14 protein-coding genes and 1 tRNA gene are annotated in these 13,015 nt (G+C 72.0%); 9 read left to right on the plus strand and 6 right to left on the minus strand.

What is annotated here, in order from left to right:
* Nucleotides 1–11: 11 nt before the first annotated feature.
* From ACIOJE_RS26585 to mscL, 5 genes are all read left to right on the plus strand, one after another.
* Complete coding sequence (locus ACIOJE_RS26585) at nt 12–1,496, plus strand: potassium/proton antiporter (protein ID WP_280678485.1); 1,485 nt, start codon at nt 12–14, stop codon at nt 1,494–1,496.
* A gap of 358 nt (nt 1,497–1,854) precedes the next feature.
* Entirely contained in the window at nt 1,855–3,249 is a 1,395-nt protein-coding gene (locus tag ACIOJE_RS26590) for an MFS transporter (protein ID WP_280678487.1), read from the plus strand.
* Nucleotides 3,250–3,397: 148 nt separating this feature from the next.
* A complete protein-coding gene (locus tag ACIOJE_RS26595; protein WP_400779327.1) occupies nt 3,398–3,715 on the plus strand; it encodes an FmdB family zinc ribbon protein in 318 nt (105 codons plus the stop codon).
* A gap of 292 nt (nt 3,716–4,007) precedes the next feature.
* On the plus strand, nt 4,008–4,271 hold the full coding sequence (locus tag ACIOJE_RS26600; RefSeq protein ID WP_280678492.1) for a hypothetical protein: 264 nt from the start codon (nt 4,008–4,010) through the stop codon (nt 4,269–4,271).
* A 30-nt stretch (nt 4,272–4,301) separates the two neighbouring features.
* Nucleotides 4,302–4,721 carry a large conductance mechanosensitive channel protein MscL gene (gene mscL, locus ACIOJE_RS26605; protein ID WP_280678494.1) on the plus strand — a complete coding sequence of 140 codons (420 nt, stop codon included), beginning with the start codon at nt 4,302–4,304 and terminating at the stop codon, nt 4,719–4,721.
* Nucleotides 4,722–4,733: 12 nt separating this feature from the next.
* On the opposite strand, the gene ACIOJE_RS26610 is transcribed toward mscL, so the two are convergent.
* Both ACIOJE_RS26610 and ACIOJE_RS26615 read right to left on the minus strand, forming a co-directional pair.
* Nucleotides 4,734–4,967, minus strand: coding sequence for a hypothetical protein (locus tag ACIOJE_RS26610; protein WP_280678496.1), 234 nt, complete (start codon nt 4,965–4,967; stop codon nt 4,734–4,736).
* A gap of 234 nt (nt 4,968–5,201) precedes the next feature.
* Entirely contained in the window at nt 5,202–6,173 is a 972-nt protein-coding gene (locus ACIOJE_RS26615) for a sigma-70 family RNA polymerase sigma factor (protein ID WP_280678498.1), read from the minus strand.
* A 427-nt stretch (nt 6,174–6,600) separates the two neighbouring features.
* Here ACIOJE_RS26615 and ACIOJE_RS26620 point away from each other — a divergent pair, with 427 nt between their 5' ends.
* The 4 genes from ACIOJE_RS26620 (at nt 6,601) to ACIOJE_RS26635 (ending at nt 9,447) form a co-directional block, all read left to right on the plus strand.
* A complete protein-coding gene (locus ACIOJE_RS26620; RefSeq protein WP_400779330.1) occupies nt 6,601–7,413 on the plus strand; it encodes a phosphatase PAP2 family protein in 813 nt (270 codons plus the stop codon).
* Nucleotides 7,414–7,456: 43 nt separating this feature from the next.
* Nucleotides 7,457–8,326, plus strand: a complete 870-nt coding sequence (locus ACIOJE_RS26625; RefSeq protein WP_400779332.1) for a carbon-nitrogen hydrolase family protein — start codon at nt 7,457–7,459, stop codon at nt 8,324–8,326.
* A gap of 57 nt (nt 8,327–8,383) precedes the next feature.
* Entirely contained in the window at nt 8,384–8,509 is a 126-nt protein-coding gene (locus ACIOJE_RS26630; protein ID WP_280678504.1) for a hypothetical protein, read from the plus strand.
* A gap of 71 nt (nt 8,510–8,580) precedes the next feature.
* Nucleotides 8,581–9,447: an arylamine N-acetyltransferase gene (locus ACIOJE_RS26635; protein WP_400779334.1), complete on the plus strand. Its 867-nt coding sequence runs from the start codon at nt 8,581–8,583 to the stop codon at nt 9,445–9,447.
* A 40-nt stretch (nt 9,448–9,487) separates the two neighbouring features.
* Here ACIOJE_RS26635 and ACIOJE_RS26640 read toward each other — a convergent pair whose 3' ends face one another.
* The 4 genes from ACIOJE_RS26640 to ACIOJE_RS26655 form a co-directional block, all read right to left on the minus strand.
* Complete coding sequence (locus tag ACIOJE_RS26640; RefSeq protein WP_280678508.1) at nt 9,488–10,015, minus strand: hypothetical protein; 528 nt, start codon at nt 10,013–10,015, stop codon at nt 9,488–9,490.
* 516 nt (nt 10,016–10,531) lie between these two features.
* Nucleotides 10,532–11,101 carry a hypothetical protein gene (locus ACIOJE_RS26645; protein WP_280678510.1) on the minus strand — a complete coding sequence of 190 codons (570 nt, stop codon included), beginning with the start codon at nt 11,099–11,101 and terminating at the stop codon, nt 10,532–10,534.
* Nucleotides 11,102–12,121: 1,020 nt separating this feature from the next.
* A tRNA-Arg gene (locus tag ACIOJE_RS26650) sits at nt 12,122–12,194 on the minus strand.
* A 399-nt stretch (nt 12,195–12,593) separates the two neighbouring features.
* Nucleotides 12,594–12,992 (minus strand): hypothetical protein, encoded by a 399-nt coding sequence (locus tag ACIOJE_RS26655; protein WP_280678511.1) that lies wholly within the window; start codon nt 12,990–12,992, stop codon nt 12,594–12,596.
* Nucleotides 12,993–13,015 lie beyond the last annotated feature (23 nt).

Here is a 13,015-nt window from a genome sequence, read left to right on the forward strand (position 1 = left end):
GGTGCCACTGCGTGAACATCGACCACCTGAACCAGCTGCTCCTCGAGTTCTCCGTGATCCTGCTGGTCGCGGTGGTCGCCGTGCGGATCTCCACCCGATCAGGGCTACCCAGCCTGCTGATCTACCTCGGGATCGGCGTCGCGCTCGGCCAGAACGGCATCGGCGTCAACTTCAACAACGCCGAGCTGACCCAGGTCCTCGGCTACACGGCGCTCGTGGTGATCCTCGCCGAGGGCGGCCTCAAGACCAGCTGGCGCGAGGTCAGACCGGTGATGCCGGCCGCCACCGTGCTCGCCACCGTCGGCGTCGGGGTCAGCGTGTTCGTCACCGCGGCCGGCGCGCACTGGCTGGTCGGCCTGGACTGGCGGACCTCGATGCTGCTCGGCGCGATCGTCTCCTCGACCGACGCCGCCGCCGTCTTCTCCGTCCTGCGCATGGTCCCGCTGCCGCACCGGCTCACCGGCCTGCTGGAGGCCGAGTCCGGCTTCAACGACGCGCCCGTGGTCATCCTGGTCGTCGCCTTCGCCACCACCGGCGAGCTGGACTCCTGGTACGTCCTGGTCGGCACGATCGTCGCCGAGCTGGCGATCGGCGCGGCGATCGGCTTCGCGATCGGCAAGCTCGGCGCGTACGGGATCAAGCACGTCGCGCTGCCCTCCTCCGGCCTCTACCCGATCGCCGTGATGGCGCTGACCGTGCTCGCCTACGCGGGCGGCGCGCTGCTGCACGGCTCCGGCTTCCTCGCCGTCTACATCTGCGCGGTGGTCCTCGGGAACTCCAAGCTGCCGCACGGCCCGGCCGTCCGGGGCTTCGCCGACGGCCTGGCGTGGATCGGGCAGATCGGCATGTTCGTCCTGCTCGGCCTGCTCTGCACGCCCGAGACGATGGGCGACGCCGTGGTGCCCGCGCTGGTGATCGGCGGCGTGCTGGTCTTCCTGGCCCGGCCGCTGTCCGTGGTGTTCACCCTGACCCCGTTCAAGGTGCCGGGCCGGGAGCAGGCACTGCTCAGCTGGGCCGGGCTGCGCGGGGCGGTCCCCATCGTGCTGGCCACCATCCCGCTGGTGTCGGGCGCACCGAAGGCCCAGGACGTCTTCAACATCGTGTTCATCCTGGTCGTCGTCTTCACCCTGATCCAGGGCCCGACCCTGCCGTGGGTGGCCAAGCAGCTACGGATCGGCGAGGGCGCGATGGGCCAGGACCTGGACATCGAGTCCGCCCCGCTGGAGAAGCTGCACGGGCACCTGCTGTCGGTCACGCTCGCCCCGGGCTCGCGGATGTCCGGCGTGGAGGTCAGCGAGCTGCGACTGCCCAAGGGGGCCGCGGTCACCCTGGTGGTACGGGAGGGCAGCTCCTTCGTGCCGGACAAGGCGACGGTGCTGCGCGGCGGGGACGAGCTGCTGGTGGTCACCACGGACGAGGTCGGCGAGGCGGCCGAGCGGCGGCTGCGGGCCGTGGACAAGGGCGGCAAGCTCGCAGGGTGGCTGCACGGGCGGTGAGGCCCGTCGGCGCCGGGAGGTCCCGCCGTCCGGCGCCGGGAGGCTCGCCCCGTCGGCGCCGGAAGGCCTCATCCGCTGTTCACCTTCGATTGGCAGGACAAGGGCGGAGGCGCGCTGTCATGTCGGGGAAAGCGCGACAATCTACGCGCGTATATGTATGATGGTTTGATCACACCCAGCATCTGCATCTGCCTGACGCAGAGTTGGCGCGACCGCTCGGCGGCCGCGGTCCGGACCCCGGCCACCACGCCGGGCCGACCCGGTATCTACCCCGGTCGACGCGCGAGAGGACGACTCTCGGCGCCGTCGGGGCCACCCCATGCCCTGCCGCGCTACCAGGCAGCAGGAAGGACCGACCGTGACGGCCCGCCGAACGGTCGACAACCCCGCGGACAGCGCGACCCCGCGTGACACCGCCGACACCACCGCCGCTGACGCCGGCGCCACCACCGACACCACTGCCACCGCGCCCGCGCGCGTCGGCTACGGCACACTGCTGCGCACACCCGGCGTATGGACGTTCCTGGCGCCGGCGTTCCTCGCGCGTTTGCCCTACGCGATGCTCAGCACCGGCATCCTGCTGCTCGTCAAGGAGACCCACGGCTCCTACGGCACGGCCAGCACGGTCGCGGCCGTGGCGGCCGTCGCCCAGGCCCTGATCGGCCCGCAGACCGGGCGGCTGGCCGACCGTTACGGCCAGGCCGCGGTGCTGGTGCCGGCCGTGATCGTGCACGCGCTCTCGGTCGGCGCGCTGATCGCGCTGGCACTCGGCCACGCACCGGCCTGGAGCCTGTTCCTGGCCGCCGTCCCGGCCGGTGCGAGCGTTCCGCAGATCGGCGCGATGGTCCGGGCCCGCTGGATCGCCAAGTTCACCGCGGACGGCGCCTCCGGCTCGTCCACGGCCAAGGTGAGCACCGCGTTCGCCTTCGAGTCCGTCACGGACGAGTTCACCTTCGTGATCGGCCCGATCCTGACCGCCGCCATCGCGACCACCATCAGCCCCTCGACCGGGCTGATCGTCGAGGCCGCGCTGACCGTCGTCGGCGGCCTGGCCTTCGCCGCCCAGCGGAACACCGCGCCCGCCCGCCAGGCCCACCGCCCCGGCGCCAAGCGCGCCTCCGCGCTCGCCTCGCCCGGCGTCCGGCTGCTGGCCGGGACGTTCCTCGGCGTCGGCGCCGTGTTCGGCGGCCTGCAGGTCTCGGTGTACGCCTTCGCCGACTCGGTCGGGCAGCACGGCGCCGGCGGCACCGTGTACGGGATCTTCGCGGGCGGCTCGATGGTGGCCGGCGTGCTGTACGGCGTGATCGCCTGGCGGCGGGTCGTGCAGCAGCGGATGATCATGAGCTACACCCTGCTGGTGCTGGGCTGCTCGACGCTGTGGGCGATGCCCAACCTGATCGCGCTCACCGTCGCCGGGCTGGTCTGCGGCCTGGCCATCGCGCCGACCCTGATCAGCGGCTACACCCTGGTCGAGACGCTCGTCGCGGACGGCGCCAAGACCGAGGCCTTCACCTGGCTGACCGGTGCCATCGGCCTCGGCCTGGCGGTCGGCTCGATGGCGGCCGGGCGGCTGATCGACGGCCACGGGCCGTCCGTCGGGTTCCTGGTGCCGCTGGCGGGCGCCGGCCTGGGCCTGGTCGCGCTGGTCTCGCTGCGGCACCTGCTGACCGCGTCGGGGCCGGCGAACGCGGCGGTCACGGCCTCGCCGGAGCGCGCCGCGGCGCCGCAGCTGGTGGGTGCGGCCAAGGGCTGAGCGGGCACGCGACGACGGTGGTGCCCGGATGGGCCGGAGGGCCGCTCCCGGCTCATCTCACATCGGAGTCGCTGGACTGATTCAGCGGAATGCCGCATCATTGACCATCGTTAGCACTCATCAGGCGAGAGTGCCAGGAGGAAGACAAGTGCCCACGTACCAGTACCAGTGCACCGAGTGCGGCAACGGCCTGGAGGCGGTGCAGAAGTTCACCGACGAGGCGCTGACCACGTGCCCCGACTGCCAGGGACGGCTCCGCAAGGTCTTCTCGGCCGTGGGCGTCGTGTTCAAGGGCTCCGGCTTCTACCGGACCGACAGCCGCTCGTCCTCCAGCAGCACGGTGGGCACCGGCACCTCCGGCGGCGCCACGTCGTCGTCCGGCTCGACCCCGGCGTCGTCGCCCTCCACTTCTTCGAGCTCCTCCGGCTCCTCGACCTCTTCGAGCCCGGCTCCGGCCGCGAGCTGACCTCGCCGCCGGGCGCGGCGGGCGGCATTCGGCCCGGCCCGGGCGGCAGGTAGAGAGCATCGACAAGGCCCGTCGGCCCCGCACTTCGCGGGGCGGCGGGCCTTTTCGTCATCCCGGGCGGGCCGGAGTCCCTCGTGCGGGTGTACGAAGTTGTCCACAGGGTCGAGTTGTCCACAGGCTGCGGATAAGGGCTTTCCGGGACGGCGCGGGGCACGCATCGTGTGGGTCACCAGAGACCGACCGGCCCGGAAAGGGGCGGTCCCCGACGACCCCGGTGGTGACCATGACGTCCATGAGCCTCTCCGTCCCGCTGCCCGCCCCCACCGTGCCGCCCCGGCGGGAGGTGCCGCGCTTCCCTCCGATCCGGCGCGGGGCCGGCGGGTGGCACCGCTGGCGGCACGCCGTACGGCGGCGGGCCGGGGTGCCCTTGCTGGTGCTGCTCGCGGTGGCCGCAGCGCTCGCGGTCGGGCCCGCGCGGGCCGGGCTGCCGCCGCCCTCGGGCGGCGCGATGGGCCGGACGGGTTGTCAATCCGGCTCCATCGAAGATCATCCGTGACCAGGAAACGACTTCGTCGTTCACGGCGGCATGAAAGGCTTCAAGGAATTCCTGCTGCGTGGAAACGTCGTCGAACTCGCCGTCGCGGTCGTCATCGGTGCGGCCTTCACCACCATCGTCAACGCCTTCGTCAAGGGCGTGATCAATCCGATCGTCGGTGTCTTCGGGACGAAGGACCTGGCGTCCTACAGTTCCTGCCTCAAGGGGCCCTGCGAGGCGAGCGCCACCGGCGAGGTCACGTCCGGAATCCTCATCCTGTGGGGATCGGTGCTCAGTGCCGCCCTGCAGTTCCTGATCACCGCGGCCGTCGTCTACTTCGTCCTGATCGTGCCCATGAACAAGCTGGCCGCCAGAAGGAAGAGCCCCCTCGAAGAGACGGCGGAGGCCGAGGCCAACGAGATCCAACTGCTCACCGAGATCCGCGACGCGCTGGTCACGCCGCAGCGCTGAGCACGTTCCCGTTCAGTCCCCGTGGTGCGGCGGGCGCTGGCTCAGGTACCAGTCCAGCCCCCGCCCACCGCTCTCCCCCGCTCCGGGGCGCTCGCCCCAGCCGGTGTCGGTGTCGTCCCGGGACGGCTGGTCCAGCGGGTCCCGGAAGACCAGCCGGGCCTTCGGCGCCGCCGGCTGCTCACCCTGCCCCTGCTGCTCCTGCTGCTGTGCCTGCGGCCGCTCCCGGCCCTGTCCCTGCTCGCTCACCCTGCTCACTCCGCTGTTCGCCCGGATCGTCCTGTCCCCCCTCCAGCCTATGAGCCCTGCGGCGTCCAGCCTATGAGCCCCGTGGCGCACCACGAGCCCCGGTGCGGAGCGCTCCGCATCAGGGCGCGGGTGACGGCCTCAAGCGGCCGGCCGTGACGCCACCTCACGGGCGGCCGCCCGGAGCGCCTCGCAGGCCCGCAGGCACTCCCTCGGACGAGTCCCCCGGGCGGCCCCTCAGGCGGCCTCGAAGCCCGCGTGGTCGGCGATCTTCTTCAGCTCGGCCAGCGCGTGCTTCTCGATCTGGCGGATCCGCTCGCGGGTGAGGCCGTGCTGCTTGCCCACCTCGGTGAGGGTGCGCTCGCGGCCGTCCTCCATCCCGTAGCGGGAGCGGATGATCGAGGCCGTACGGTCGTCCAGCCGCCCGATCAGGTCGTCCAGCTCCTCACGGCGGAGCATGACCATCACGGCGTCCTCGGGGGACGTCGCCCCGGTGTCCTCGACCAGGTCGCCGAACTGGGTCTCGCCCTCGTCGTCGACCGCCATGTTGAGGCTGACCGGATCCCGGGCCCAGTCCAGCACGTCCTTGATCCGGGCCTCGGTGGTGTCCAACTCGGCCGCGATCTCGGCCGGCTCGGCCTCGCGGCCCAGCTCCTTGGACTTCTCCCGCTGCACCCGCCGGATCCGCCCCAGCTCCTCGACCAGGTGCACGGGCAGCCGGATGGTGCGGGACTGGTCGGCGATCGACCGGGTGATCGCCTGCCGGATCCACCAGGTGGCATAGGTGGAGAACTTGAAACCCTTGGCGTAGTCGAACTTCTCGACGGCGCGCACCAGACCCGCGTTGCCCTCCTGGATGAGGTCCAGGAGCGGGAGGCCGCTGCGCGGGTACCGGCGGGCGACCGCCACCACGAGCCGGAGGTTGGAGCGGATGAAGACGTCCTTGGCGCGCTCGGCGTCCTCGGCTATCGCCTCCAGTTCCTCGCGGGTGACACCGTCGGGGAACTCGCCCTCCGCCAGCAGGTGCTGGGCGTACACGCCGGCCTCGATCCGCAGCGAGAGCTCGACCTCCTCGGCGGCATCGAGCAGGGGTGTCCTGGCGATCTCGTCGAGGTACATGCCGACCAGGTCACGGTCGGCCTCGAAGTTGGTCGGGCGGGCCGCGCGAGTCCGGTCGGCCCTGTCGCGAACGACGGCACGGGTGGCCATGCTTGCTCCCTTTGCTGGAATTGCCGAGGTCTGCCTGCCTGCCCCCCGAGAGGGCAAGAAGTGCGGGCCCCTCGGGGCTCACACGTAACGATCCAACGAACAGAATCCGGACAACATTCCCAAGTCACTCAGATTCTTCCCGACTATGCAGTATCCTGCCGGTTTTCACTCCGGATATGGACACTGGGTGACCTACCGAGCACTTTCAGTGCCAATTCCCCGACCACTTCGGAGCGTTTCCTTCACTTGCCGCACACGCGTCCGCCGCCGCACTGGATGAACCCGCGAACGAACGCGCGCGTTCCCGCGCGCCCCCGGCGCCCGCCCGCGCCCGCACCCCGGCGCACGCAGGTTCTCCCCACAAACGATGCCGAATCGCTATCACTCCGGCTCCCGATCGACCCGGGACACTGGGAAGGTGTCAGCCATGCACCTGACCAACAGCTCGCCCTCCATCACTGCGCGTCACCGCCGCCTTCTGCGGGATTCGGCGCTCGCGGTGGTCTGTGCCGTGCTGTTCGGCCTCCTGGCCGCACTGGTGACCCGGCACTGGCACCCGCTGGAACAGCTCGACCAGAGCTGGATCGGCGAACTGCACACCTTCGCCCGGCAGCACCGGATCTGGACCGCCTCGGTGCAGACGCTCTCCGACATCGGCGGCACGGTCACGATGCGTACACTGCTCGGCATCGCGGCCGTCTGGCTCTGGCTGATCGGCGCCCGGGTGCTGGCCGGCTGGGTGGCCGCCCAGACCCTGGTCGGCTGGGGCGCTCTGTGGGCGCTGAAGCTGGCCATCGGCCGCCAGCGCCCCTCCTTCACCGACCCGGTCTCGCACGCCGGCGGCCCGGCCTTCCCCTCCGGGCACGCCATGGCCTCGGCGATCACCTGCGCGGTGCTGGTCGGCCTGGTCTGGTACCGGGTCCACCGACGCGGCCGGATCGCCGCCTGCACGGTGGCCACGGCGACGGTGCTGACCATCGGTTGGACCCGGATCGCCCTCGGGGTCCACTGGCCGAGCGACGTGCTCGCCGGCTGGCTGGCCGCCGGGATGGTGCTGGGCGCCGTCACCGCCGTCGTCGAACTCTGGCGGCCGGGCGCGCTGGCCCGTGACGTACGGCGGGTCAACTGGCGCACCAGACCCAGGGTTCAGCGGATCACCGTGCCGTCGGTCCGGTCGTCGCGCGGCACCGAGCCGCTGGGCGGCACCGCCACCGACCGCCCGGACGAGGCCGTCCACTGAGGTCCTCCGCGGCCGCCGGGAGCCGTCCGATAGCGTGACGGCCATGCCTCTCACCACGGTTCCCGCCGCCGCCCGTTACCCCGAGCGCCGGCTGCGGATCGCCACCGTCCAGGCCCAGGCCGTGGCCGGCGACGTGGCCGCCAACGCCGCCCAGGCCGCCGAGTTGATCCGCGAGGCCGCCGAGGCCGACGCCCGCCTGGTGCTGTTCGCCGAGAAGTTCCTCTCCGGCTACGAGCCCGAGCTGATCCGCACCGACCCGCTCAAGTGCGCCGTCCAGCCCGGCGATCCGCGCCTCGCACCGATCGCCGAAGCCTGCCGCGAGACCGGCACCGCCGCGATCGTCGGCGCCGCCGTACAGGACGGCGACGACCTGCGCGTCTCCGCCCTCGTCCTCGGCCCGGACGGCGGCTTCGTCACCCGCTACGACAAGCAGTACCTGTTCAAGACCGAACGCGCCTACTACCGCCCCGGGACGGCCGGTTGCACCCTGGAGCTGGACGGCTGGCGGCTCGGCCTCGGCATCTGCTACGACTCGGGCTTCCCAGAGCACGCCCGCGCCGCCGCACTCGACGGCTGCCACGCCTACCTGGTCGGCGCGCTGTTCAGCATGGGCCACGGCCACCACGAGTCCCGCACCTGGTTCCCGGCCCGCGCGCTCGACAACACCCTCTACACGGTGCTCGCCAACCACATCGGCCACACCGGCGGCTGGCACACCTGTGGCGGCAGCGCGGTGTGGGCCCCGGACGGACGACTGCTCGCCGAGGCGGGCGAGGACCAGCGTGAACTCGTCGTCGTCGACCTCGACCCGGCCGTGCTGCGCACCGCCCGGGAGACCGAGACCCTGCTCGCCGACCTGGCCGAGGCCGGCACCCGCCCGGTCGCCCCGCGCACGCGCTTCACCCTGGGCTGAACCATTCGACCTCCGGCCCGGCCGCTCCTCCGCACCCGGAAGCTGATCTTCGCCGGCGTGTCCCTGGAGGTCTGCGCGGCCCTGCCCGCCCTCTCCGCACCCGAGGCCGCCCCCGTGTACGCCGCACCGGACATGCCGTTCGCGGTCCTGGCGGGTCAGATCTCGGCCGCCTACCAGCGGTAGCACACAGCCCGCGACGCACAGGACCGACCAGACAGCGGCCGAGCCGCTTGACACCGGAGAAGAGTGGACGGATGAACACCCACACACAGCAGACCGACGCCCCCGGATTCCGCCTCGACGCGTATCTCGCTCGCATCGGGCATCCGGGACCGGTCGGTGCCGACATCGAGACGCTGTGCAACGTGCACCGGGCCCATGTCATGTCGATCCCGTTCGAGAACCTCGACCCGGTGCACGGCATCGTGCCGTCCCTGGCCCTCGACGACCTCCAGAAGAAGCTCGTCGAGGACCGCCGGGGCGGCTACTGCTACGAGCAGAACCTCCTGCTGGCCGCCGCCCTGCGGGCGACCGGCCTGACGCTCCGCTACCTGACCGGCCGGGTCGTCCTGGGCACCGGCGATCCCGCGACCCGCCCCCGCACGCACATGGCCCTCCTGGTGGACGTGCCCGGCCGTCCCGCCCCCTACCTCGCCGACGTCGGCTTCGGCGCGATCGGCGCGCTCACCCGGCCCGTCCCGCTCACCCCCGACGCGGAGCACTGGGCCGACAACCGCGGCCACCGCCTGCTGCGCACCGGCGACGACCGGGCCGGGCGACTGGAGACCTGGACCCTGCAAGCGCACGGCCCCGACGGCTGGGCCTCCCAGTACGCCTTCACCACCGAACCGGCCGAGCACTCCGACATCACCGTGGCCAACTGGTACATCGCCACCTACCCCAACTCCCCCTTCCACAGCCGCATCCACGTCCAGCGCACCAGCCCCGACGCGCACCGGTCACTCAGCGGCGAGGAGCTGACCGTGACCCGCGCGGACGGCACCACCGTCACGCGCACCCTCACCGACGGCGAGATCCAGCAGATCCTCGTGGCGGAGATGGGGCTTCCGCATTCAAGGGTGTTGCACGATCCGGCGAGCGGGCGTGCAGGTTCGATGTGATGGCCCGGCATCCGATTGCGCCGGAGCGCCGACGGTCCGGCTATCTCGGCGGCCGCGCAAAACCCTTCGAGGGTCCGACCACCCGGAAGCTGCCCACCACGCCGTGGAGCACCGAGATGCCCTCGATGGGCGGCGGGATCACGCCGTCGCTGGACCCGCCCGGCCCGACGGTGGCGATGGGGGCGCCGCTGTCGCAGACCGCGCCGGGGTAGAGCTCGACGGTGCGGCGGCTGTCGTTGCGGATGTTCAGGCTCTTGGCGCCCAGGCCGCTGATCACGGTGATGCAGTCGCCCGGGTAGGCGGAGTACGACCTCTCGTTGATGCGGACCCTGCCCTGCTCGGGGAACCTTCGGCCCCCGTCACCCCTGCTCTCGTACCCGTCGCCCTTGTCATCCCATCCGAGGATGCCGTCGGAGAGCGCCTCGACCAAAGCGTCCGGCTGCTGTGCCGAAGCCGGTTGAGCCATCGGCCGGGAGGCCGCCGCCGAGGCGTAGGTGATGCCGGTCGCGGCCAGGGCCGCGGCCGCCGCGATGGCCGCGGTGACCGCCGCGGAGCAGGTCATCGTCATGCAACTTCTCCCGTCTCGGAGAGGCCGACCGGGCAGCCGGCGCACGACTGAACGTACTGACCGCCCCCGCGACTTCCATGGCAGACATATCGAATGATTGGCTTCAAAGAGCCGAACGGGGTACCCGCCACACCCGCGTGCCGTCGGACTCGGAGGGGTGGCGAATGACCACGATAGGTGAACCGTGGGCAGGTTGACGGTCCGACTAGCCCTTAAGGGTGATCATCTGACATATCCTCACTCCTTCGGCCCCCGGCGGACCGCTCCCGCACCGGCCCTGCGGCGGATCGCACGCATCGGGCCCGCAGCTGCTCCGGGGAGCGCGAGCTGCGGGCCGGCCGGGAAAAGACCTACCAGGGCCCGGTGACCGGAGCCCTGGCAGCGTCTGCGCATCGTGTTGGATCTATCGGATACTGGTCGGGAGGGCGCCCCGCCCGGTGGCGGGGGCCGGACTGGAGCCCCGAGCTGACCCCTCGGGGCTCCACGTCATTCAGTCGACGCAGCTGGCCAGTCGACTCAGCGGTAGTGCTCGACCACGCGGAAGCTGCCCACGACACCGTCCTTGACCCGGATGCCCTTGGTGTGGTGGACCTTCACGCCGTCGCTGGTGCTGCGCGGCCCGACGGTGGCGATGGGGGCGCCGTTGTCGCAGACCGCCCCGCGGAACACCTCGACGGTCTTGTGGCTGTCGTTGCGGATGTTCAGGGTCTTGGCACCCAGGCCGCTGACCACGGTGATGCAGCCGCCCGAGTGCGCGGAGTAGGTCCGCTCGTTGATGTGGATGCGGCCCTCCTCGTGGCGCTTCTCGCCGTGCCCCTCGTTGCGCCCCTCGTTGCGCCCCTCGTTGCCCTTCCCGCCGGCGGCGCCGCCGTCGGCGGGCAGCTCGGCCGGAGCAGCGACCTGCTGCCCACCACCGGCGGGGAGCTGGGCGGGAGCGGCAGCCACCTGGGGAGCGGCAGCCACCTGCCGCACGGAAGCCTGCGGGGCCATCGGCTCGGAGGCAGCCGACGCGTACGTCACGCCGGTCACGGCCAGGGCCGCGACTCCGATGGCGGCGGCGGTGGCGGCAACGCGGTTGATCTTCATGGAACTTCTCCTACATTTCAGGTGATGTGTCGACTGAGCAGCCGACCCGAGATTGAACGTACTTACCGCCCCAATCGGTGTCATTTCGGGCATATCGAAAGAGGGCCAAACGGGGTGCATCGGCCCGTCACATCGACCCCCGGACCGGGCCGCAACTCCATCAAGTCGCGTGAAAAAAAGGCCAGTTGACGAACACTGGGGCCATTAGTGTGATTATCTGACGCAGGCCCATCCCTTTGGCGGCAGGACGCCCGGCGCCGCCGACGCGACGAGACGGGTCGACCCCGCCCACGACAAGGCCGCCGCCGCGCCGGCAGCCACGGAAGCGGCCTTCGAGCGCCACGTCGTCCGCCCGGCGGGGCCCGGCGGGGCCCGGCGGGGCCGAGGAGGACGGGGACCTGCGGGGGGGCGACCTACGGCCGGCGGGGCTGCCGGGAGCGCCCGCCATCGGGCCGACCCCGTCGGCCGGGGTGACGAAGCCCGCCGCGCCGCCGGAACCTCGCCGGATGCGGATCGCGGCCGGGCGCACTGCGCCGGGCCGGCCTGATCCACTGCGGGGATCACCGACCGTCGGCCCCGGCCTGCGCCGCTCGACCCCGCAGGCCGCCTTAGGCGTGAACACCGCATCGAGGCATGCCGGTTGGGATATCCGGGGCCGATGGCACCCGGCCGAGGAAACCGACCCCAGGTGCCCCGTGCCCTGCCGCGAGGCAGTGGCGGCCGCTGCGCGGTGCCGGTCACCGAACATCCGACGCCGGGCTCGTCGCCTCGATCGGCACCGCAGAGGCCTGGCCGATGCCGTCGGCGCCGACGAGGGTGCCAACGGCCACCCGGGACGGGCAGGTGATCCGCCCGGCGGCGGGTCGTCGGCTCGTGGACGGGCGGCCGCCCCTGCCCAGCCGGCCGCGCCGGAGCACGCCGCCCTGCCCACGGCGGCCCGACCCCCGCCGAATCCGCGCCGGAAGCCGCAGGGGCCCCTCGCCGACTCCGGCGAGGGGCCCCTGACCTGCAGGTTCTCTGTGCCCCAGGCAGGATTCGAACCTGCGACACCGGCTTTAGGAGAGCCGTGCTCTATCCCCTGAGCTACTGAGGCGGGGCTTGTCCGAAACCCTGCGCGGAACTCGCGTGAGCGAGCCGGTCGCAAGGCTGCCGACAAGGCGGTGAGCATCGGGACGGCGGGGAGGCCTGCGTTCGCCTGTTGGGCGTACTGAGACGCCCGCCTGGACGCTCGATCCACAGAGTACCGGATCGGGGATCTGGCGGGCGCTGAGGTTGTGAGGCCGGCCGATCCGGGCCGGTCAGCCGGTGAGCGGGAACGCGGCGAGTTCCTCCGTGGGCGGGCGGAAGCAGCAGCCGGCACCGGGCCCGTGTCTCGGGGTCGGGGTCGGGGTCGGGGTCGACCGTTCCGGCGGGCGGCTCGGGATCGGTCCATGCGGGCAGCGGTCGCGCCGCACTCGCCGTTCACCGCGAGTGCGGCCGACGGAGGCCACGCTCAGCTGCGGGAGACGACCATCTGGGCGCCGCCGTCCTTCATGCCGGCGATGGCGGCCTTCTGCCCGCCGGAGGAGGTGTTCCACCCTCCCTGCCAACTTCCGGAGGCATAAAGGGCGTTGTGGTACACCATGCCATCGTCGCCCACCGCTGTGAGCTGCGCGTCGCCGTTCGGCATGCCGGCGATCGCCTCGGCCCGGGCCGCGAACCGCGCCGAGCCGGCGTAGCCGTCCAGCGGACTGAAGGACGTCCGGTTCCCGTCCACCAGGCGCGTCGCGTGGAAGAGGTCGCCGGCCTTGCTCACCGGCACGGTCGGCGACGGGTACGGGTCGGCGTGGTCGGTGCTCAGGCCGGCGCCGCCTGTCGCCCAGGCTGGCTGGCTGTAGGAAGCCGGCTCCAACAGGCCTGGTGGCGAGGGTGGCG

Origin of the sequence: Kitasatospora sp. NPDC087861, from assembly GCF_044742585.1 — a bacterium.
Lineage (GTDB): Bacteria > Actinomycetota > Actinomycetes > Streptomycetales > Streptomycetaceae > Kitasatospora.

Coding starts and splice junctions, on each gene's coding strand:
- ACIOJE_RS26600 (WP_280678492.1), top strand. CDS start 4,008: ATGAGCCTCTCCGTCCCGCTGCCCGCCCCCACCGTGCCGCCCCGGCGG.
- mscL (WP_280678494.1), top strand. CDS start 4,302: ATGAAAGGCTTCAAGGAATTCCTGCTGCGTGGAAACGTCGTCGAACTC.
- ACIOJE_RS26615 (WP_280678498.1), bottom strand. CDS start 6,173: ATGGCCACCCGTGCCGTCGTTCGCGACAGGGCCGACCGGACTCGCGCG.
- ACIOJE_RS26620 (WP_400779330.1), top strand. CDS start 6,601: ATGCACCTGACCAACAGCTCGCCCTCCATCACTGCGCGTCACCGCCGC.
- ACIOJE_RS26625 (WP_400779332.1), top strand. CDS start 7,457: ATGCCTCTCACCACGGTTCCCGCCGCCGCCCGTTACCCCGAGCGCCGG.
- ACIOJE_RS26635 (WP_400779334.1), top strand. CDS start 8,581: ATGAACACCCACACACAGCAGACCGACGCCCCCGGATTCCGCCTCGAC.
- ACIOJE_RS26640 (WP_280678508.1), bottom strand. CDS start 10,015: ATGACGATGACCTGCTCCGCGGCGGTCACCGCGGCCATCGCGGCGGCC.
- ACIOJE_RS26645 (WP_280678510.1), bottom strand. CDS start 11,101: ATGAAGATCAACCGCGTTGCCGCCACCGCCGCCGCCATCGGAGTCGCG.